At 40.3% G+C, this 17,337-nt stretch carries 31 protein-coding genes and 1 pseudogene; 31 read left to right on the top strand and 1 reads right to left on the bottom strand.

Translation table 11 applies throughout. The annotated features are described in order from the left end of the window. Positions 1-111: 111 nt before the first annotated feature. Genes G6R28_RS04245 through G6R28_RS04235 form a run of 3 tightly spaced genes read left to right on the top strand, consistent with a single transcriptional unit; the run spans position 112 to position 1,427 of the window. Positions 112-327, top strand: coding sequence for a helix-turn-helix domain-containing protein (locus G6R28_RS04245; RefSeq protein ID WP_213793003.1), 216 nt, complete (start codon positions 112-114; stop codon positions 325-327). Positions 328-349: 22 nt separating this feature from the next. Beyond that, complete coding sequence (locus G6R28_RS04240) at positions 350-1,084, top strand: BRO family protein (protein ID WP_213793002.1); 735 nt, start codon at positions 350-352, stop codon at positions 1,082-1,084. A 13-nt stretch (positions 1,085-1,097) separates the two neighbouring features. Then, positions 1,098-1,427 carry a hypothetical protein gene (locus tag G6R28_RS04235; RefSeq protein ID WP_213793001.1) on the top strand — a complete coding sequence of 110 codons (330 nt, stop codon included), beginning with the start codon at positions 1,098-1,100 and terminating at the stop codon, positions 1,425-1,427. On the opposite strand, the gene G6R28_RS04230 is transcribed toward G6R28_RS04235, so the two are convergent. Next, positions 1,414-1,689, bottom strand: a complete 276-nt coding sequence (locus G6R28_RS04230; RefSeq protein ID WP_213793000.1) for a hypothetical protein — start codon at positions 1,687-1,689, stop codon at positions 1,414-1,416. The two genes, G6R28_RS04235 and G6R28_RS04230, sit on opposite strands and share 14 nt — an antisense overlap. Positions 1,690-1,761: 72 nt before the next feature. Between G6R28_RS04230 and G6R28_RS04225 the strand changes: the two genes are divergently transcribed. From G6R28_RS04225 to G6R28_RS04090, 28 genes and pseudogenes are all read left to right on the top strand, one after another. Further along, a complete protein-coding gene (locus tag G6R28_RS04225; protein WP_213792999.1) occupies positions 1,762-1,968 on the top strand; it encodes a hypothetical protein in 207 nt (68 codons plus the stop codon). 270 nt (positions 1,969-2,238) lie between these two features. After that, positions 2,239-2,457 carry a hypothetical protein gene (locus tag G6R28_RS04220; RefSeq protein ID WP_213792998.1) on the top strand — a complete coding sequence of 73 codons (219 nt, stop codon included), beginning with the start codon at positions 2,239-2,241 and terminating at the stop codon, positions 2,455-2,457. A gap of 106 nt (positions 2,458-2,563) precedes the next feature. Continuing rightward, positions 2,564-2,968 (top strand): hypothetical protein, encoded by a 405-nt coding sequence (locus G6R28_RS04215; RefSeq protein WP_213792997.1) that lies wholly within the window; start codon positions 2,564-2,566, stop codon positions 2,966-2,968. A gap of 8 nt (positions 2,969-2,976) precedes the next feature. Next, positions 2,977-3,675, top strand: a pseudogene (locus G6R28_RS04210) (AAA family ATPase). A gap of 1 nt (position 3,676) precedes the next feature. Further along, positions 3,677-4,249 (top strand): DUF669 domain-containing protein, encoded by a 573-nt coding sequence (locus G6R28_RS04205; RefSeq protein ID WP_213792996.1) that lies wholly within the window; start codon positions 3,677-3,679, stop codon positions 4,247-4,249. Between the two features lie 15 nt (positions 4,250-4,264). Continuing rightward, complete coding sequence (locus tag G6R28_RS04200; protein ID WP_213792995.1) at positions 4,265-4,474, top strand: helix-turn-helix domain-containing protein; 210 nt, start codon at positions 4,265-4,267, stop codon at positions 4,472-4,474. Next, a complete protein-coding gene (locus G6R28_RS04195) occupies positions 4,464-4,667 on the top strand; it encodes a helix-turn-helix domain-containing protein (RefSeq protein WP_213792994.1) in 204 nt (67 codons plus the stop codon). The genes G6R28_RS04200 and G6R28_RS04195 overlap by 11 nt, the downstream gene beginning before the upstream one ends. Then, complete coding sequence (locus tag G6R28_RS04190) at positions 4,657-4,872, top strand: helix-turn-helix domain-containing protein (RefSeq protein ID WP_213792993.1); 216 nt, start codon at positions 4,657-4,659, stop codon at positions 4,870-4,872. Before G6R28_RS04195 ends, G6R28_RS04190 begins: the two co-directional genes overlap by 11 nt. Beyond that, complete coding sequence (locus G6R28_RS04185) at positions 4,859-5,719, top strand: helix-turn-helix domain-containing protein (protein WP_213792992.1); 861 nt, start codon at positions 4,859-4,861, stop codon at positions 5,717-5,719. Before G6R28_RS04190 ends, G6R28_RS04185 begins: the two co-directional genes overlap by 14 nt. Before the next feature lie 194 nt (positions 5,720-5,913). Then, positions 5,914-6,072 (top strand): hypothetical protein, encoded by a 159-nt coding sequence (locus G6R28_RS04180; RefSeq protein ID WP_213792991.1) that lies wholly within the window; start codon positions 5,914-5,916, stop codon positions 6,070-6,072. A gap of 470 nt (positions 6,073-6,542) precedes the next feature. Then, positions 6,543-6,755 carry a helix-turn-helix domain-containing protein gene (locus G6R28_RS04175; protein WP_213792990.1) on the top strand — a complete coding sequence of 71 codons (213 nt, stop codon included), beginning with the start codon at positions 6,543-6,545 and terminating at the stop codon, positions 6,753-6,755. Then, positions 6,739-7,416 (top strand): putative HNHc nuclease, encoded by a 678-nt coding sequence (locus G6R28_RS04170; protein ID WP_213792989.1) that lies wholly within the window; start codon positions 6,739-6,741, stop codon positions 7,414-7,416. Before G6R28_RS04175 ends, G6R28_RS04170 begins: the two co-directional genes overlap by 17 nt. A 25-nt stretch (positions 7,417-7,441) precedes the next feature. Next, complete coding sequence (locus G6R28_RS04165) at positions 7,442-7,846, top strand: hypothetical protein (RefSeq protein ID WP_213792988.1); 405 nt, start codon at positions 7,442-7,444, stop codon at positions 7,844-7,846. A gap of 160 nt (positions 7,847-8,006) precedes the next feature. Then, complete coding sequence (locus tag G6R28_RS04160) at positions 8,007-8,411, top strand: YopX family protein (RefSeq protein WP_213792987.1); 405 nt, start codon at positions 8,007-8,009, stop codon at positions 8,409-8,411. Next, positions 8,398-8,802, top strand: coding sequence for a YopX family protein (locus G6R28_RS04155; RefSeq protein WP_213792986.1), 405 nt, complete (start codon positions 8,398-8,400; stop codon positions 8,800-8,802). Before G6R28_RS04160 ends, G6R28_RS04155 begins: the two co-directional genes overlap by 14 nt. Continuing rightward, positions 8,802-9,035 carry a hypothetical protein gene (locus tag G6R28_RS04150; protein ID WP_213792985.1) on the top strand — a complete coding sequence of 78 codons (234 nt, stop codon included), beginning with the start codon at positions 8,802-8,804 and terminating at the stop codon, positions 9,033-9,035. The genes G6R28_RS04155 and G6R28_RS04150 overlap by 1 nt, the downstream gene beginning before the upstream one ends. Positions 9,036-9,088: 53 nt before the next feature. Then, positions 9,089-9,268, top strand: coding sequence for a hypothetical protein (locus G6R28_RS04145; protein ID WP_213792984.1), 180 nt, complete (start codon positions 9,089-9,091; stop codon positions 9,266-9,268). Next, entirely contained in the window at positions 9,269-9,739 is a 471-nt protein-coding gene (locus G6R28_RS04140) for a RusA family crossover junction endodeoxyribonuclease (protein ID WP_213792983.1), read from the top strand. A 14-nt stretch (positions 9,740-9,753) separates the two neighbouring features. Next, entirely contained in the window at positions 9,754-10,179 is a 426-nt protein-coding gene (locus G6R28_RS04135; protein WP_213792982.1) for a DUF722 domain-containing protein, read from the top strand. A gap of 450 nt (positions 10,180-10,629) precedes the next feature. Beyond that, positions 10,630-11,163, top strand: coding sequence for an HdeD family acid-resistance protein (locus tag G6R28_RS04130; protein ID WP_213792981.1), 534 nt, complete (start codon positions 10,630-10,632; stop codon positions 11,161-11,163). Positions 11,164-11,234: 71 nt separating this feature from the next. Next, on the top strand, positions 11,235-11,384 hold the full coding sequence (locus tag G6R28_RS04125) for a hypothetical protein (RefSeq protein ID WP_213792980.1): 150 nt from the start codon (positions 11,235-11,237) through the stop codon (positions 11,382-11,384). 77 nt (positions 11,385-11,461) lie between these two features. Beyond that, a complete protein-coding gene (locus G6R28_RS04120) occupies positions 11,462-11,707 on the top strand; it encodes a hypothetical protein (protein WP_213792979.1) in 246 nt (81 codons plus the stop codon). Further along, positions 11,697-12,086: a DUF2335 domain-containing protein gene (locus G6R28_RS04115; protein WP_213792978.1), complete on the top strand. Its 390-nt coding sequence runs from the start codon at positions 11,697-11,699 to the stop codon at positions 12,084-12,086. Before G6R28_RS04120 ends, G6R28_RS04115 begins: the two co-directional genes overlap by 11 nt. Positions 12,087-12,155: 69 nt before the next feature. Beyond that, the gene (locus G6R28_RS04110; RefSeq protein WP_213792977.1) at positions 12,156-12,992 is read left to right on the top strand and encodes a terminase small subunit; all 837 of its coding nucleotides are present in this window, start codon (positions 12,156-12,158) and stop codon (positions 12,990-12,992) included. Then, the gene (locus G6R28_RS04105; protein ID WP_213792976.1) at positions 12,989-14,224 is read left to right on the top strand and encodes a PBSX family phage terminase large subunit; all 1,236 of its coding nucleotides are present in this window, start codon (positions 12,989-12,991) and stop codon (positions 14,222-14,224) included. Before G6R28_RS04110 ends, G6R28_RS04105 begins: the two co-directional genes overlap by 4 nt. Continuing rightward, positions 14,224-15,726, top strand: coding sequence for a phage portal protein (locus G6R28_RS04100; protein ID WP_213792975.1), 1,503 nt, complete (start codon positions 14,224-14,226; stop codon positions 15,724-15,726). The genes G6R28_RS04105 and G6R28_RS04100 overlap by 1 nt, the downstream gene beginning before the upstream one ends. After that, positions 15,710-16,621 carry a minor capsid protein gene (locus tag G6R28_RS04095; RefSeq protein ID WP_213792974.1) on the top strand — a complete coding sequence of 304 codons (912 nt, stop codon included), beginning with the start codon at positions 15,710-15,712 and terminating at the stop codon, positions 16,619-16,621. Before G6R28_RS04100 ends, G6R28_RS04095 begins: the two co-directional genes overlap by 17 nt. Before the next feature lie 162 nt (positions 16,622-16,783). After that, complete coding sequence (locus tag G6R28_RS04090) at positions 16,784-17,335, top strand: DUF4355 domain-containing protein (protein ID WP_213792973.1); 552 nt, start codon at positions 16,784-16,786, stop codon at positions 17,333-17,335. The last annotated feature ends 2 nt before the right edge of the window (positions 17,336-17,337 follow it).

The raw sequence follows: 17,337 nt of genomic DNA, 5'->3' as shown, positions 1-17,337 counted from the left end.
ACATTGTAATAAAAAAATGTAACGAATTGGTCTTTTTTTGGTCAATAAGTGTTGCAATTTATAAACCATGTTGCTATACTTAATTCATCAGTTAAGGAAAGGAGACAGCAAATGACAGTTTTAAAAGTGAAAGACTGCCAAGAGTTGAAAGCGTTAATCGCTTTAAGTGGTAATACGATCAGCAGCATTTCAAAGTCTATTAAGATTAGCCCGACAAGCATTAATAAATATTTGAAGGGTGAAAATGTTCGGCCGGATAAAGCTAAAAAAATTTCTGATTATCTTGGTAAAGATGTATCTTATTTTTTTGAACAAAGTGGTCGATAAATAGTAACAAAAGGAGGCCGACATGGCAAACGAAGTAAAAGCTTTCAACTTCGAAAGCAACGAAGTACGGACTGTACTTATTGATAACGAAGCATGGTTCGTAGGGAAAGATGTAGCAGAGACTTTGGGATATTCCCAAACAGCTAAAGCAATTCGAACGCATGTTCAAGTTGATGACAAAGGGGTGTCCGTTTTGGACACCCCCGGAGGAAAACAGCAGATGACTATCATTAACGAATCGGGTGTGTTTGCTCTTATCTTTGGAAGCGAATTAGATAGTGCTAAGCGTTTTAAAAAGTGGGTCACGTCAGAAGTCCTGCCAAGCATTCGCAAGACTGGTAGCTACTCTGTACAAACTGACCCAATGGCTATCTTAGCGACAACGTTTGAAGCATTGCAGCAGATTGACGATAAGCAGACTCGACAGGCGGATGAACAGAAGCAACTTGAACAACGCTTTAATAAGTTCGAAGCCGACCAGGAAATCCGAAGTTGGGAACAAGCAGAGCTACTACAACTTCGTCGCAATCGGGTGTTTGCAGTCCTTGGTGGTAAGTACAGCCAAGCATATAAAGAATTGTCTAGCGAAGTGTTCCACGCAATTGCAAAGGACTTTAAGCGACAATTCAGCGTGCCACGTTACAACGCACTACCACGCAAGTATTTTGCAGAAGCAAAGCGGTTCTTGAGTTTGTGGGAACCAAATAACTTGATGGATTTAGCAATTCGTGGTGCTAACCAAGACCAGACGGCGTAAAGGAGAAAATAATATGACTAAGCAACCATTAAACAAAGAGTTCATTATGAACGCAACGATTGATAATTTTAATGAATTTGAAAAGTCATTAAAAAAAGCACAATCTACAGCGATTGCGCTTTTTGATGCAATTGAAGAAATTAATAAATTTATTCCTCAATTATCTGTGAGTGAACTAGACAAAGAAACAATTTCGAATTCTGAGTCTGATGAAAATAAGCTAGACGATAAGAATGACTCAAATGTTATTCAAGAAAACCACTTTCGAGGTATGAGCTTTAAGGGAGATCCTGAACTAGCTTCCATTCTTAACGAACTCGCTAAGCGAATTACAAGTTATTAAACAAGTTGTGTTTGTAATCTGAATTGTAACTTGAAGTAAAGTCGTTGGCATCAATTACAAAAAATTCACGGGGAGGGTTCATCTCTAGAAATTTATGAGAGAAATCCTTTAAGGACATTTTGGTTTTGATAGCAATTAGTTCGCCGGTTAGCTGAATCCAATTTCCATGTCCGACCAAGTCCTCAAGTAAGCCACGAGACTCAATGCTTTTTTCATCAGATCCACTCAAAGGCATATTAAAATACACAATAAATTTATTCATAACTATCCTCCTTTCAATTTACTAGGCACCTCACTGCCAGTAATTAAAGGATAACAAAAGAAAGGAGAACAAATGAGTAGACATTTTGACCCGACAAAGTGGTATTCGCAAAAAGACATTATGGACGAGTTGGGCATTAAATCTTACGCCACTTTCCGAAAATACTATAAGAGTAAAAAAGACTTCCCAAGACCAGTGATGGATAGCAAGACCCATCCTTTATGGGATGGGTTAGCATTACAAAATTACTTTTTTAAGAAGGCCAACAAGTACGCATAAGAAAGGCAATAGAATGAATGATTTAATGTTTTGGAATGACGTTGTTGTAGGCATTTGTTTGGTTGGTTTTGGTATTGGGTTGACCATCTTTATTAAGAAGTCACGTAAGCCAACATACAGTTATAACGACGTAACACGAGACGTTGTGAACAATGATCTAAACGACTTATTGCAAAAAGAAAAAGCTCTCAAGGCAGCAACCAAGAGAGCTTAGGCATAATGTTTCCTAGACAGAAAATTATGCCTCTAGTATATCACAGGAGGTAATGTATGAAAGTAGTACCACTAGAAGTATTTAATCACGAGCCTTTGGACGCTGAGTGGATTGAGATTGCCAACGGCGCACATCGAATTGCCTTCGTGACGACTCCTTCACGCAAGCAAGGAATGTACGTTTTAGATGATGATTTAACTGATTTTATCAACGGAGACGAAGCTGTCATTAAGCAAGAGTCGCTAGATGACATTGAATGGGAGGAACAGGCATGATTGAAAATCACATGGTCACAGAACAAGATTACTCTAATTCTCATTATCGAGGATATATGGACGAGTTCTGTATGAACACGTTTGATGAAAATGAGGAGGAGTATTGATGACTCAGGTGCATGACTTAACAACACTAACAGAAGATGGTGAGATGTTAACGTACAACTCGTTGATGAATAAAGATGATCGTGAAAAACTAACATCTGAACGATTTGAAGATATCTATAAAAACGTTATTGAGCGAATGGATAAGGCTGTCACTGCTTGGAAGAAAGAACGCAAAGAACGATTGCGAAATGGTCAAGTAATGAATAATTATTACAACGATGTAAAAGACGATGAAGTGCTTATTCAATCTAACGAAAATATGGAATACATCATTTCAAAAGTCGGTGTCGAACCATTAAAAGTTCCAACTTATAAGCAGTTAATTTCTAGCTATCCAGAATTTAAAGACGATAACCAATTACAAACTGTTATCAAAAATAAAGAAACAATTAGGAACCGCTAGGAGGAAAGATGATTACTTTTAAACCAGGAGAAATCAAGAAGTCTGGCGATATGTACTTCATATACGGAGACGGGGGTACTGGTAAGACAAGCCTGTCTAAGCTATTTAAAGGCAAGAAGCTATTACTAACGTTCGATGGCTCTTGGAATGCTCTAGTTGGAACGACAGACACAGCCGTGATGGCGTTTGGTAAGTCGGATGAAGCAACATTGCAAAAGAGTGTTGAACAATGGCTTGGCCAGTACCTGTACAGTGATGAATTTGATGTCATCATCTTGGACAACGTGACAGCCCTTCAAAACTTCGTTCTTGAAAATATTGATGGAGCAAGTAAGGACGGACGATAGAATTATCAAAAATTGCAAGCGTGGTTTAGATCGCTTGCTAACTCATTACGAGAAAGCAATAAGACTGTTCTAGCTACGGCTCACCAAATCGACAACGGTTCGAATGGCTTAGACGAAAAAGGTCGCTTTGAGGCTGATATGAACCAGAAGACATTTAACGCTTTCACGAGCCCTTTCGATGTAGTTGGACGTATCTACAAGGAACAGGGCGAGCGTTTCATTGATATGGACACAGAGAACGGAAATCATGCGAAGAATCGTATTGATGAACGGACAAAAATTAAAGCAGAAGACCTGCTAAAGCCAGAAGAAAAACAAACATTGTCAGAAATGACAGAAGAAAAGAAAGAGGATAACTAACATGGCATTTGGAGTAACAGTAGACAACAACAACGTATCAGGTCAACAAGTTGAAGAGGCAGGGAAGTATAACGTACGAATCCTCGACAGCTCAGAAGCAAAGCAGACGTCCACTGGTAAAGACATGGCCGTTATGAATTATGAAGTTACAGATGGTCCGTACGCAGGCGGACAAATCCGTTACGACAACATTGTTTGGGACGAGACGGACGAGGATTCACGAAAGCGTTCAGAACGAAACTTCAATACAATGCTGGTTGCTGCTGGTGTTCCTGAAGGAACTAGGGTAGACAGCATTCAAAGTTTTGTAAAGGGAATGGCTGGGAAAGAGTTGTCCGTTACAGTTGATTGGAATGAGTTTAACGGAAAGGTAAACCTTAATGTTAAGCGCCGTGAACCAAAGTTGGCTAATGGAAGTGAGCCAAATGGCATTACTCGTGACATGTACTCGGCAGAAAAGGGTATTAGCCAGTCTAATGTATCTCGACAAAACCAACAGGACCAACAAGGAGCATCCAACCCGTTCCAAGGTCAACAGGGCGTAGACATTTCAGATGACGACCTGCCATTTTAATAAATTGGTATAGCTATGTATCAGTTTTCAAAACGACTTAAGAGTCTACGAGAAAAAGAAGGGGTCACCCAGCGACAAATGGCGAAGCATATCGGCATGTCAGCAGGCACGATAGCCAACCTTGAGAACGGGTATTCAAAGCCTAGCTTTGATGTCTTGATTGACATTGCAGACTACTTCGAGATGTCGCTAGATGACCTAGTAGGACGAGAGAATGAAAAATAATCGATTGAAACAATTACGAAAAGAAAAGGGTGTTTCACAAATTGATTTGGGTGAGGAGATCGGTCTTTCTCATGCTAGCATTTCACGATATGAAACAGGTGGGCTAGAGCCCAACATCACAACCCTAAAAAAGCTGGCTACTTATTTCAACGTATCAATTGATTACTTAGTGGGGTACAGCGATGAACGGTAATAGATTGAAACAGTTAAGAAAAGAACGCGGGCTAACTATAAACCAGTTACACGAAAGAACTGGAATATCAGCACCCATGATTTACAAAATTGAGCATGATGAAAGAAAAATAGGTCTACATACCTTAATCAAGTTAGCAGACTACTTCGAAATGTCGCTAGATGACCTAGTAGGACGAGAAAGGGGGAGAGATGGCAAATACTAGGTTTTTCTCACAGATCCCGGCATGGGTTGATGAGTTAGACAACGTGAGTGACTTTCAAGTTCGGCTACTTGGGTTCATTTACACGGTTTCTAATACAGGTAATCAAGCTTTCCCAAGTAACAGTTTTTTAGCTAAAAAATATCATAAATCGGCAAGCACAGTTCAACATGCATTGAGTGACTTGTATCAAAAGGGATTGCTAAAAAGCACGCCGAAATACGTTGATGGGACTAATCGTATTGAAAAACGATACCTGGAGATAGTTGAACCAAACTATCATGACTTAAATGATATGGCAGAAAACGGAGGTACGTCCGAAAACGGACATACCCCTACTCCGAATTCGGATATACCCCCTAGCAGAAAACGGACATACCCTATGTCCGAAATCGGCACAGATAATAGATTACTTAATAAATTACCTAATAAATCAGTATATACAGAAGGAAACGAGAGTGTTCTTGACCCCATGACAGCTTCAAAAATGTTGGCTGCTTATAACAAAGCGACCGGACGAAATAATACAAACACAGGAACGTTCTCATCACTTGCTATGAAGAATGTATCGCTTGAGGAGTTTCAAGATGTGCTGAATTACATGGTCACGAGATACTCTGACCTTGAGTACATCACTGTTAAATCACTTGTCAGCAGGTTTGAAGAACATTTGAATAGCGCTAAGGAGCGTGGCTTTGTTGGTGGGGCGATGCCTGAGAAGAGAGTTAAGCCTAAACCAGGACAAAAGCAAGAGCCGCCACTGGCTAAGAACGAATTACCTGCAAGCACTGAACCAGTAGATATGCAGGCAGTAAAAGGAATGCTAAAAGGCATTAAGACAAGCGGATAGGAGGTCGCAATGGGTAGAAAGGCAGATAGAATCTGGGCTTTGTACAAGGGGGAAGAGTTGTTAGCCACCGGTACCATCATGCAAATATCCAGGCGAACCGGTAAGAGCTATGACCATTTAATGTTCATGACTAACCCGGCATACAAGAAGAGGCCTGACAAAGGTAACAGAATGCAAATGGAGGAGTTGGAAGAATGATTTGGTGGATTATTTATTTTGTGTTGTGGGCATTTGCATTAGCGATTGTTGGCCTGCTGTTGACTATTTTGTACCTGTTGGTCAAGTTTGCGATGACATACGATCTATACGGAGACCGCAAGCCGGACAAGCGAGATAAAAAGAGGGTGAAGTGATTCTATAGACGCACAAAACCCCTATCATCAATTGCCTGAACAATTTCAAATAGGGGCTTCATGTGATACTGATGTGTGCATGCCTTTGCTCACATCTGTCCAATTTCGTTGTCTCTAACTTGGCGGGTTAGTCAGTTAGTCTGTGCAGGACATGCACGATGCTGAAGGTGTGGCTAACTGTGAATGGATGCTTTGTTATTTATCTTAATAAATCCCAACACCAGACCTGTAAAACAAGATTGGCTGAATTAGTTATTTAGTTACCAGCTAAAAACCAGTGTCAAAGCCAACTGTCAACAAGATTGGTAAGAGAAATTGGTAAATTAATTTAAATAATAGCGTAAACATTCTTCAACGCACATTAGAACAAAACTTGGGTCATGAAAATAAACCCGCCTTTCGCTTTTATTTGGCGTATTCACGCCTGATTGAATTATAACAAAAGTTAGAACATAAAAGGAGTTGCGCTCATGAGTTTGTACAGTTTTATTATCAAAAAGTTAAATGAACAAAATAAATCAGTAAATTGGCTTAATCGTGAAGCAGGAATCTCATCAGCAACTATTTACAGGATGAGAAATAAGAAAGATTACACGATGAACCTAGCAACTGCAATTAAAATAGCGGATGCGCTTAATTTCAGCATGGATGAGTTTAGGAATACTGATGGAACTACCAGGTAAGTTACTAAGCAGGCGTGGGTCTGTCGTCACAATAGAGCTAGAAAGCCCAGATAAGCTGTATGAGCTCGATAAAGTGCAGGATAGTGTAATCACGCTAAACATACAAGATGGACGTTCTGTGAGTCCTAAACAGCGTAATTTTGCATTTGCTCTTATCGGCGATATTGCCAAAGCTGAAATTGGTGGTAAATGGGCAGGCGAACCTGAACTGATTAAGCGGGCATTCTACTTCGCCATGGATATGTTCTATGGCATCGAGGACTTTAGCTTGTCAAACGGTCGGGGAAATATGTCGGATGCCAACACGTTTATCAACATGCTGCTGGAGTTCTGCCTGCAACACAACGTGGCATTAAGTCGCCATCCGCTAGATGCATTAGACGATCCGGCCATCGCTCGGTACGAGTACGCCTGCCTGATGAATAAGCGCTGTGTGATTTGCGGACTGAAAGCAGACCATCACCATATCACAGGCAGCAAGGTGGGCATTGGAAGCGATCGCACGAAGATTAACCACAAAGGCCGGCGCTTGATTGCCTTGTGTCGAGAGCATCACGACTTGTTCCACCACGAGGAAAAAGAGCGCATGGCTGAATACCATTTGCAGGGTGTGCCTGTTAACGAAGAAATTGCAAGAATTTACAACTTGAATTATTGGTGAAAGAAAAATTGGTATAGGTGTATTTATGACTAAAAAATTCACTGAAGAAGAATATCAGAAGATTGTTGATTTGTTTGATAAGTTTAATAAGTTTAATAGAGAAGACAATATGGGCATTTTAAACCCAAGCGTTACCATTCACTTTCAAGAAGAATTAGGCAATGATTTTAACCTTATTAATGATTGGTCAGAAATTGTGGCAATTATGAACCCACGTACTCGTGACGGGGCGCATGAACAATTCGTCGAGAAAGAGAATAGGTACTTTTGGCGATATAAGAACCCTAATGTATACAATGTCTTTCTACACCTTAATAAAGCTCAAGGTATCGTGAGACTTAGTTATTTAAACCGTTGTCCCTTGACCGAAAAAGAAATCATCGAAACCGGCTATAACCCAGACATGTTCGACAAGGAAGAGGTGAAGTGATGAGTAAACAAGAGCTAATTTGATATAGGTTTAAGAACCACAAAGAAGATTGTTGGGCTTACACATACGATTTAGATGGTGCAAGACGTGGAAACGGTCTTAAAGATTATAAGTATGTAGATTCTATCTACGCTAAAGAGGGAATGGTGAGTGAATAACCATGAGAGATATTAAGTTCAGGGCGTGGGATAGATTTGCTAAAGAAATGGTTTTTGCTAAAACAATTGACTTTGGCATAAACGGTGCAGAATGCATTGTTGATTCTTCTGGAATTATTGGTGAAGTTGAAAGCGAGTGGGATTTAGAACAATTTACTGGCCTGCATGACAAAAAAGGCAAAGAGATTTATGAGGGCGATATTGTTAAGGTTTACGGATTCTCTAAAGTTACTGTCGGTAATGTGATTTATGAAGACTATTATTTCACCTTCGATGGATTTTGCGACACAGGCACAGATAGACCAGAAATGGCATTTTCAGAAGGTGAATTTGAAGTAAATTACGAGGTAATTGGCAACATTCACGAGAACCCAGAATTATTGGAGAGAAAACATGAGAGAGATTAAGTTTAGGGCGTGGGACAAGAAATGGGAAGAATGGTTAAATCCAGAAGAACACGTCATTTATGCTGACAACGGTGATGTCGGTGAAGTTAATGACGACGAACTAGTTGAAGATATTGTTCACGATACTGTGGTAGAGCAATTTACAGGACTGCACGACAAGAACGGTAAAGACATCTATGAGTCTGATGTTGTAAAGTTGCATGTTGTCATCTTGTCCCCTGATGACAAGGTTGGAGTAATTGAGTATAGTCCTGAGTTCGGCTACTGCATTAACTTCGGGAAAGCTATTGCACGGCAGGAGTATTGGGCTGCTAATGATAAGCATACCATTGAGGTCATCGGCAACATTCACGAGAACCCAGAACTATTGGAGAAAACAGGAGTGGAGTGATGAGCAGTATAACTGATTTGAAAATGCATGGTAAAAAAATTTCAGAAGGTTTTAGAGGAGAAAATCCATATTACTGGCGAACAGTTAATGGTTTCTGGTTGGTAAAGGATAATATTTCCGGAATGGTAACTTCTGACGTTAATTTAAATAAGGCTATCAAAATTACCGAAACAGAAGCTAAAAAAACTGATTTCGAATTTGAGAAGTTGACACCCTATGAAAAGAAACCATAGAAGGGTCTCTGATGGATATATTTTTTGAAACAAAAGTAATCATCGTAAGTAACTTGAACAAACATACTCCTGAAATTCTAAACATGATTGACGATGACTGCGAGCAGTTGTCAGTTGATAAGATAGACGGTGGTTTCATGATTATGTACGGGCGCTTTTCTGACTACTACAGGGAGCTGGAATCACAAGGATTAGTTAATCGTGATGGCTTTAATTTTAACGGGGAGAATTAGATGGCGGAAACGATAAAGATTGAGTTTGACATCAAGCCACAGCAACAAGAACGTCCTCGTATTGGTGTTAAGAAAGTCCTTAGCAAGGCTGGATATTACAAAAACAAGAAATATTTGTATGACCCATTAAAGACGGTTAACTACAAAAAGAAGCTTGCTTACCTAGCTAACCTTGAAAAGAGTGTGAACTACTTCGAGCCGTTGAGTGGGGCGTTGGCACTGAACGTTACCTTCTACATTCTGCCGCCTAAGTCATTAAGCAAGGCTAAGCATACAATGGCTATTATTGGCGAACTGTTGCCATTCAAAAAGCCAGACCTTAGCAACTACATTAAGAGCACCGAGGACGCCTTAAACGGCATTCTGTGGAAGGACGACGCCATGCTGTGTGACATTAACGCTAAGAAGCGATTTAGCGACGAAGAGAGAATTGTCATTGAGGTAAGCAAGATTAACGATAATCAGTATTAAAGGGGGTGATTAATTTGGGATATACAGTTGATCAGTTATTTACTGATTACTTCTCGGGGACAATTGAAAAGCAGATTGCTTGGCGCCGTTTTGAGTTGCGTTTTGATAACCCTGTTCGTGATGAAAACATTGGCGGTGGGAAGAAGCAAAATGAAATTAGCCGGGCGCTTGATAATCAGATTATTAGGGAAGAGTCAGACCCCGAAATTATCCAGTTGACTATACGGTATGAGTCGGTGAAACAGTTTATGCAAACAATCGACCAGCAGATTGTCACAATACTTGATTATCATTATGACGAGCAAAAGCACTATGTGTGGCCTAAAATTGCTCAAATGATGTACAAGTCTAAGAGCCAGTGCATTCGTGATGTACAGCATATGAAGGAAAAGTATTACAATTCTCATTGGTCCCGACCTGTGGAAAACTTGACCCTCTAAAAACATGCGACTATCATGCGACTTTTTGCCTTAAAAAAGGTGTTATATTTGTATTGTGGTTATTTCAGATAGCCAAGGGAATGAGCGGCCATCTTCAAACGGTGTCTTGTCATGAATGCTTACTTTTTCTTTCAATTTCTCGCATTGGTTAGCTCGTTCCCGTTATGAACAAAGCCAAGTGGCTCGTGGTTGCCTGCAAGCGGTTGTTAAATCAACGCCACGGTTAGAAATATCGTTACGGGTGCGATTCCCGTGTTGTTCTTAGCTTGCGATGACTAGTTGATGTGTCAACTAAGAGCGAGCAAATGTGACCATTTCCTGGCGGTTATGGTTGCGGTACATATGACTGTTTCCATTTTGGAAATGGTCATTTTTGACATTAAATGACAATAAATTAATATTTGATATATAATTGAAATGAATAAAATTTATTAGTTAGGAGATGTTGAGATGGATGCATTTACATCACGAGTTCGACGCACAATTGGAATTGATGGATTGATTTCGACAGTTATTGGGGCGCTGATCACAATTTGGCCTGAAAAAAGTGCCAGTTTTGTTGCAGGCATGATTGGATTTGCCTTTTTCGCAATTGGGGTATCAAAGTTTTTGGTTTCCGCCCGTAATACTGATCAGGGTAACGCCAACCGTATTATTGGTATTATCATGTCTATCCTTTACATGGTAGCTGGTCTGTTTATCTTTATTGATATTGAAACGGCCACCTTGTCGTTGTTCATCGTAGTAGGAGTGTTTACTGGTTTGACTTGGGTCATTGAAGGTGTTGTACAAATGAGCGTTATTAACCGTTTGGGAAGTAACCGTGTATGGCCGTTCATTTCTGCCTTAATCAGTTTACTTGCAGGAATTACATTGGTAGTAAGTCCATTCTTTGGTGGACTACTACTATGGGAGTTCCTCGGAATTATGTTGTTGGTTGTTGGTATTGTTAAGCTTGTACAGTTTACTGCCATCCGCCAGTGAACTAAATAAATTATTGATAAGTGACCGCTAGTTAGTTAAATCTAACGGCGGTTTTTATTTTGGAGGAAAACATGAAAGATTATTTGAAGTTTAAGGTTACTAAGAGAATGGCACACATGGCTAATGCAGTGGCTTATATGTTGTTAGGCGGACTGCTTGCCGGAGCAACTGGTATCATGATCATTGGTGCTAAGATGTTATGGTTTGGAGTGACGTTGTGAATGTTAGGCAATAGTTTTAATGTTCGATAATAAAAATAATGATACAATTTATCCATAGACTAAAAGGAGGCGATATTATGTTAGTACAAGTTTTACAAGCATTCACATCAGTGACTAAAGAAGTAGCTGAAGTATTTGCTGGTTCTTTTAAGGATACTATGCGTATTGTCGTGTCGCCATATAACCATATTGTTAATGCTAAAAACGGTAGTGATTATAAATCTCAAAGTTACCTTTCTAAGTCTGATGATGATAAACTTTATGGTGATTGGGTTTCTGTTGACGAAGATTTGAGAAAGACCATTAAAAATTATGGCCGATAAGCAATTTGTATCAGCAACAGAAGAAAATGGAGTGGCAAAAAGGAGCTTATCGTTAGGGCCTTTGCCTAACTCCCAAGAGTTGGAACGTCTTGAAAAGATTGCTCCTGGGTCAGCCGAGAAAATTATTGATGATATTATGGCGGAATCCGATCACCGTAGGTCATTAGAAAAGAAAGAACAAAAAGAATATTGGCATTCTAGAAAGTCCGGTAATCGAGCTGCATTATTTGTTGCGGTGGCCATGATTGGATGTACATTCTCACTTGTTTATTTTGGCCATCCTATTGCAGGAACCTTGTTTGGTGGTACGACATTTTTGTCAGTAGTTGGTATGTTTATCAATGGTAAAGATGAACAAAGTGAAAATGAAGATAATTAGATTATTAAAGGCAGCTTAGGCTGTCTTTTTTAGTACATATATCAAGAAGAAAGGAGGAGCGCCAATGACATGACAAAACGTGATGAAGCTAAGCAAGACTACTTAGCTGGAATGAAGTATAAGGAAATTGCAGACAAATACGGAGTAACTTTAAATACAGTTAAGTCGTGGAAAACGAGACACTGGAATAAAGAATCCGAGGGTGCACCCGTTGAAAAAAGTGTGCACACAAAAACGAAAAAGTGTGCACACAAAAAAGAGCTGCATTCGGCAATTCAAGAGTTGGAAGATAGCGACCTTACTGACAAGCAAAAAGTCTTTGCTAGAGAGGTTGTAAGACTTGCCAATCAAACACAGGCATATATAAATGCTTATGATGTTGATTATGAAACAGCGATGGTTAATGGATCGCGATTGCTAAGAAATGCTAAGGTTCAAACCGAAATAAAACGTCTACGTCAGGCTCGATTATCAGAGCTCGACATAGACGTTTTTTCGTTGGTTGATGATATGGCAAAAGAGGCAAAAGCTGATATTGGAACGTATGCCGATTGGGGTTCTGATGAGTTTCAATATACCGATGAAGCGACCGGAAAAGAGCTAACAGGACACAAGTCTTGGGTTGCTTTAAAAGATAAGTCAAAGGTCGATACTAAGGCTATTAAGAAGATTACTGTTGGTAAAGATGGACCAATTGTTGAGCTTCATGACCGTAACAAGGCCCGTGACAAGTTACTAGAGTATCTATTGGCTGATGGTAAGATTTCTACCGAAACAAACAAGCAACGAAAAAACAAAGCTGAAGCAGACTTGATGGAAGCAAAGGCTAAAGAGTTGCAAGGTGGCGGTGACAATCAAGATGACATGCTGCGTAGTATTGCAGATAGTTTAGGAGATGTTGAATGAAACTAACAACTAAACAACATCAAGTAATTGCCGAGGTAAATCGTACATTAGGTGATTTGAAATTGCTTATTTTATATGGGGCCAAGCGAAGTGGAAAAACATTCTTAGACAACTTACTTTTCCTCATGCTGGTAGCTAACGCTAAGAAGAACGCTGACGAAGTTGGTGTAACGAATCCGCAGTACATTCTGGCTGGTTATACTATGGCCAACATTCAACGAAACATCATTGCCGAACTACAGAATATGGGCATTAGCATTCAAATGAACAAGTATAACGAGTTTGAATTAATGGGTGTTCGTATCGTACAGACATCTACTGGTTCAATCTCTGGTATTGGTCGCATTCGAGGAATGACGGCATTTGGTGCTTACATCAATGAAGCTAGTCTGTGTAATAAGGTCGTCTTTGATGAAATTCGTTCCCGTTGTTCTGGTAAGGGTGCCATTGTTATCTGTGACACGAACCCTGATAACCCGGAACATTGGCTGTTAAAAGACTACATTGAGAAATCAGGCCACGATGGCATTCGGGCATACCACTTCGAGTTCGACGACAACGAAATGTTGGACGAAGCTTACAAGAAGAATTACAAAGCAACTGTTCCACCTGGCATGTTCTATGACCGTTATATCAAGGGATTGTGGGTCAGCGGAGAAGGTGCTGTCTATCCTGAATTTAACAAGGAAACAATGACTGTTACTCGTAATAAGGCGTTTGACCAAAGCTATGAACGGTTTATGGTCGGTGTCGATTGGGGATTCAATCACCCAACTGCTTTTGCTGTGATTGGATTCAAAGACGGCAAGTATACGTTGATGGAAGAGCATGTTGATAGCAAGAAGCCGATTGACCATTGGATCAACGTTGCCAAAGATATTCAAGAACGCTTTGGCGATATTATCTTCTATTGTGATACGGCCAACCCAGAACACATCTATGACCTGAAGCAGAATGGCATCAGGGCCTTTAAGGCAAATAAGAACGTTGCTAATGGTATCGAAGCGGTGGCTGACAAAATTCACAACAATCAGTTCAACGTTGTCTATGACGACTGCCCGACATTTAGGAGTGAAATATACCGCTACGTTTGGGGCAAGAATGGCGACGTAGTGAAGGAAAATGACCACTTGATGGATGCCATCCGCTATGTGATTTATAACGATAAGCTGGCCATGGATCAGAACACAATGGACATTTCTGACTTGGCTAAGCTGAAAGGATATATGTAATGGCAGTAGTTAATAATTTTGAGAGAGATATTAAGTCGATTATGAACGGTGAGTCATTCCCGTTCGATACGGCAAGTAATATCAATTATCTGGTCAGTTCATTAGACGACCTAACTAATAATAACTATCTGATGCTTGGTAAAATTATCAAGCATTTTTTAGATTACCAAGTTCCACGGTTGCAAGTACTAGATGAGTACTCAAAAGGACTTAATTCAACAATTTATAGCCGACCTAAGCGCCAGGAAGAGAATAAGGCTGATTATCGTAGGGCGCACAATTTCGGCAAGATTATTGCACAGTTCGTGGCTGGGTATACGACATCTGTTCCAGTTAAATACACCGTTGGCGATGACAGCGAACAGGAATTAATCGATACGTTCAATCAATACAACGATGTAGCGACACTTGATAATGAGCTGATGTATGACGTGGCTAAGTATGGCCGAGCATATGAATTGCAATATCGTGATGAAAACTCGAACAACAAGGTTAAGTTATCTAATGTATTCGAAACTTTTGTTATCTATGACAACACGATTGAGCGCAATCCGTTGGCGGCCATTCGACTTGTTGAAATTGATACGCTTGATAATAACCAGACACAGTACAGTGTTAGCTTGTACACAGCTAATGAGATTGTCACATTCGCTAACATTACACAGGCTGTTGGTTCGTTGAAGGTAACAGGCAGCACGCCTCACTTCTACAACCAAGTGCCAATCATTGAGTATTCAAGCAATCGATACCGCACAGGTTGGTATGAAGACGTGATTAGTCTGATTGATGCCTATGATGCCGTTAATTCTGACACGTCAAACTACATGACTGACGTTGTTAATTCGTTGCTGGTCATTAGCGGTGACTTCCAGGCACCAAATGGGAAAGACGGTGTGAGCCAGCTTATCAATAATATCAAGCAGTATGGTGTGTTGGCCTTGCAGTCAGGAACGGACAGAGAAGGTAACAGTACTAGTATTGATGCCAAGTACATTAACCCAGAGTTTAATTCAACGGCGAGTGAGAACTATCAGCAACGGCTGTTCAAGGACATTTTCATGATGTCGAACGTGCCTAATCTGGCTGATGAATCGTTTGGTGGAAATGCTAGTGGTGTTGCAATGCGTTATAAGATTTTTGGATTTGAGCAGGCCATTGCCCAGACAATGAATTCATTCAAACGGTCACTTGGTCGGCGGTATGAATTGTTAGGCACATTAACTTCTAATTTGAAGGGGGGATTGTCTAACTATATGCCAGTCAATATCACGTTTACACCGAACTTGCCATACGCAGTAAGCGAAGAAGTCCAAATGCTGACACAGGCGGGCGTACCATTGTCGCGTAAGACGATGTACGACCAAACACACTTCACTGATGCTCAGAACGAAGAGAACAACCTTGAACAAGAAGCCAAACAGAAAAACGACGGTAACGATGTTTTGAAGTTCGACAATGAGAATATAGACAAGGATGTGACGTCCGATGGCGCAGAAGGATAAGGAGTATTGGGTACAACGTGAGTTAGATCATGCGGAAGACATCAAAAAGTCAGTAAATGATGAGCTTAAGGTAATGAAGCATTCATTTGACCAGGCACTGTCAGATATTCAAGATGACATCGTCCGAAACTATTCACGTTATGCCAAAGGTAACGCCATGACGATGGATGAAGCGATGATGTTGGCTGACAAAGAAGACGTCACTCGTCTCACTGATAAAGTGGAGAAGTATGTTAATGAACGTGACTTTTCCCCGCAAGCTAATGCTGACTTGAAGCTTTATAACTTGAAGATTCGTGTTAGTCGTCTAAAATTGCTAGAATTAGAAATCCAGCTAGAAATTGACCGACTTAACGGGAAGAATACTGATAGAGCAGAACGATTTTTACAGCAACAAGCTATACAGGAGTACAAACGACAAGCAAGTATTCTAGGCCGGTCACTGTCTTATAGTGAACAGTCCGTATCAAGTATCGTAAATGCTTCATATTCGCTATCTAGTAAAGGTTCGTATTCATACAGTACAAACATCTGGAAGAACAATGAAGCTCTTAAATCAAAGCTTACAGATACGCTGAACAGGGTCATTCTTCAAGGTAAAAACCCAAACCAATTCAATAAAGAGTTTCGAGATTTATTTGACGTGCAGCCACACCAAGCTGGACGTCTTTTAATTACAGAGACTTCAAGAGTACAGGGTGAAGTGCAGTCTGACTCGTACAAACAGTCAGGTATTGACATGTATGACATTGTGTATGAACGAAGAGCTTGCCAGACGTGTATTAGCATAGCTAAAGATGGACCATATAAGTTGTCAGAAGCAGAAGTTGGGACGAACATGTATCCGTTTCATCCCAATTGCATGTGTTCGATCATGCCGGCATTAAGTGATTAAAACGTGACCTGAATACGTCCTAAAACTGTTCAAATAACAATTATCGTGTACGGACTAGTATTCGATAGTAACAAGAATTTAAAGACGTGTATGGGGCTCTGTGAGTCGTGTATGGGTCTTTTTATTTTGCTGTCGATTAGGTGTGTATGGGAGGAGTAAGAAATGGAAAACAAAGATTCACAAACCGAAGTTGTAGAAGAGCAGAACGAAGATAAACAAGCTGAAACCAAGAAAGACGGCATTAGCTTTGAATCTCAATCTGAACTCGATAGCTTCATGGACAAGAAAGTTTCAAAGGCGATTGAAACTGCCCGTAGTAAGTGGGAAGAAGAGGCTAAGGAACGTGAAGACAAGGCTAAGAAGTTAGCCCGCATGACAGAAGCTGATCGAATTAAGGCAGAACAAGCTGACCGAGATAAGGAATTGTCAAAGCGTGAGCAGGAATTGAAGCGACTCGAATATTCAATTCAAGCCAAGTCTACATTGGCTGAAGCTGGCCTACCTAATGAAGACGAATTGGTGTCGTTGATTCTAAGCGATGATGTGGAGACAACGAACAATAACATCAACTATCTCAAGAAGTTGATTGCTGATTCTGTTAACAAGCGAGTTGATGAGCTTTCTAAGCAAAAGACTCCAAGTGCTTCATCTACCAAACTAAGTGGTGCTGTTTCAATTGCTGAATTGGCACAAAAAAACCGTGTAATTAAATAAAG

The sequence above is a fragment of the Fructobacillus papyrifericola genome (assembly GCF_018437235.1).
Taxonomy (GTDB): domain Bacteria; phylum Bacillota; class Bacilli; order Lactobacillales; family Lactobacillaceae; genus Fructobacillus; species Fructobacillus papyrifericola.
This window is presented reverse-complemented; position numbering and strand designations above follow the sequence as displayed.